This is a genomic window from Leifsonia sp. HAY1-4F (genome assembly GCF_056755275.1).
The window spans coordinates 1-260 of sequence record NZ_JBNDHX010000371.1 but is presented as its reverse complement, the minus strand read 5'-3'; the positions used below and the strand labels follow the sequence as shown (position 1 = coordinate 260).

At 59.2% G+C, this 260-nt stretch carries 1 protein-coding gene; it reads right to left on the bottom strand.

The window, feature by feature from the left end; translation table 11 throughout:
* Positions 1-55: 55 nt before the first annotated feature.
* A partial coding sequence (locus ACPYOG_RS19855; RefSeq protein ID WP_481295831.1) for a ParA family protein occupies positions 56-260 on the bottom strand: 205 nt, incomplete at its 5' end.

Sequence of the window (260 nt, the reverse complement as noted above, 5' to 3'; positions counted from 1 at the left end):
CCGATGGAATAGCCGAGCACGGACCTGCCCTGACTGTTGCTGTGTTTCAAGAATTCTAACGTTCAGCGATTTCGGCTGCGGCTTCCATGTAGGACAGTGCGCCGCTCGATGAAGGATCGTAGGTCATGACGGTCTGCTGGTAGCTCGGCGCCTCGGAAATACGCACCGAGCGGGGAACCACCGCACTAAGAACCTGCTGGGGGAAGTGTTGGCGAACCTCTGATGCGACCTGCGCGGCAAGGTTCGTCCTGCCGTCGTAC